1 protein-coding gene is annotated in these 1,039 nt (G+C 68.1%); it reads right to left on the reverse strand.

What is annotated here, in order from left to right:
- Positions 1-22: 22 nt before the first annotated feature.
- Positions 23-916 carry an IS5 family transposase gene (locus ABZS37_RS32670; protein ID WP_355175460.1) on the reverse strand — a complete coding sequence of 298 codons (894 nt, stop codon included), beginning with the start codon at positions 914-916 and terminating at the stop codon, positions 23-25.
- Positions 917-1,039: the final 123 nt, after the last annotated feature.

The following is a 1,039-nucleotide window of genomic DNA, read 5'->3' on the forward strand; positions in this document are numbered from 1 at the left end:
TAAGGCGTGTTTCATAAGCCGGTCAGAGCCACTCGGTGATGATGGTGAGGGTCAGGACGGCTTGGAAGCGGACTGCGAGTTTGTCGTAGCGGGTGGCGATGCCGCGGTGGCGTTTGAGTCTGTTGATGCCGTTCTCGACGGCGTGGCGTAGCCGGTAGAGGTCCTTGTCGAACGCGGGTGGGCGGCCGCCCTTGGAACCCTTGGCTTTGCGGTGGGCGTCCTGGTCGCTCTTGCTGGGGATGCAGGCCTTGATCCCGCGTGAGCGCAGGTGGCCGCGGTTGCCGCGGCTGGTGTAGGCCTTGTCGGCCAGGACCAGGTCGGGGCAGGTGCGGGGCCGTCCCACGCCGAGGCGGGTCACGCGGATGCGGCGCAGGACGGGGATGAACTGCGGGCTGTCGCCACGGTGCCCGGCGGTCACGATCATCGAGAGGACCTTCTGGCCCTGCTCACACGCCAGATGCGTCTTGGTGGTCAGCCCGCCGCGCGATCGGCCCAGCGCGTGATCGGCCGGCTCGTCGTGCACCCCGCCGGGCGGTTCCTTCTGCAGATGCCCGTCGGTGCGGGCACCGGCGGCGTGCTGGTGGGCGCGGCTGGTCATCGAGTCCACGCTCACCGTCCAACCGATCCGGCCATGCGCATCACCAGCGGCCTGCAACGCCGACAGGATCTTGTCCCAGGTCCCGTCCCGCTGCCACCGGCGGAACAGGCCGTAGACGGTGGGCCAGGGCGCGTACTCGGCAGGGACGTCCCGCCACGGGGCGCCGATCCGGATCCGCCACCGGATCCCATCGATGAGCTGTCGTTTCTCCCACTTCGGCGGACGACCCGTCCTCGGCGCGGCAGGCAGCAGCGGAGCCAGAACAGCCCACTGCCTGTCGGTCAGGTCATGCCGCCTCGTCACCGCTACGCTGGCCACGAGGTCTCCGGTATGAAGTTCTTGCTTGGTCGCAGAACCAGATACCGGAGACCTCTTCAGTTGTCGATCACCGCCACGCCGTGACCTCGACCCCGCCAGCCTGACTTACGAAACACGCCTTAG

The sequence above is a fragment of the Micromonospora sp. NPDC005413 genome (assembly GCF_040606435.1).
In the GTDB taxonomy this organism is placed as follows: Bacteria; Actinomycetota; Actinomycetes; order Mycobacteriales; family Micromonosporaceae; genus Micromonospora.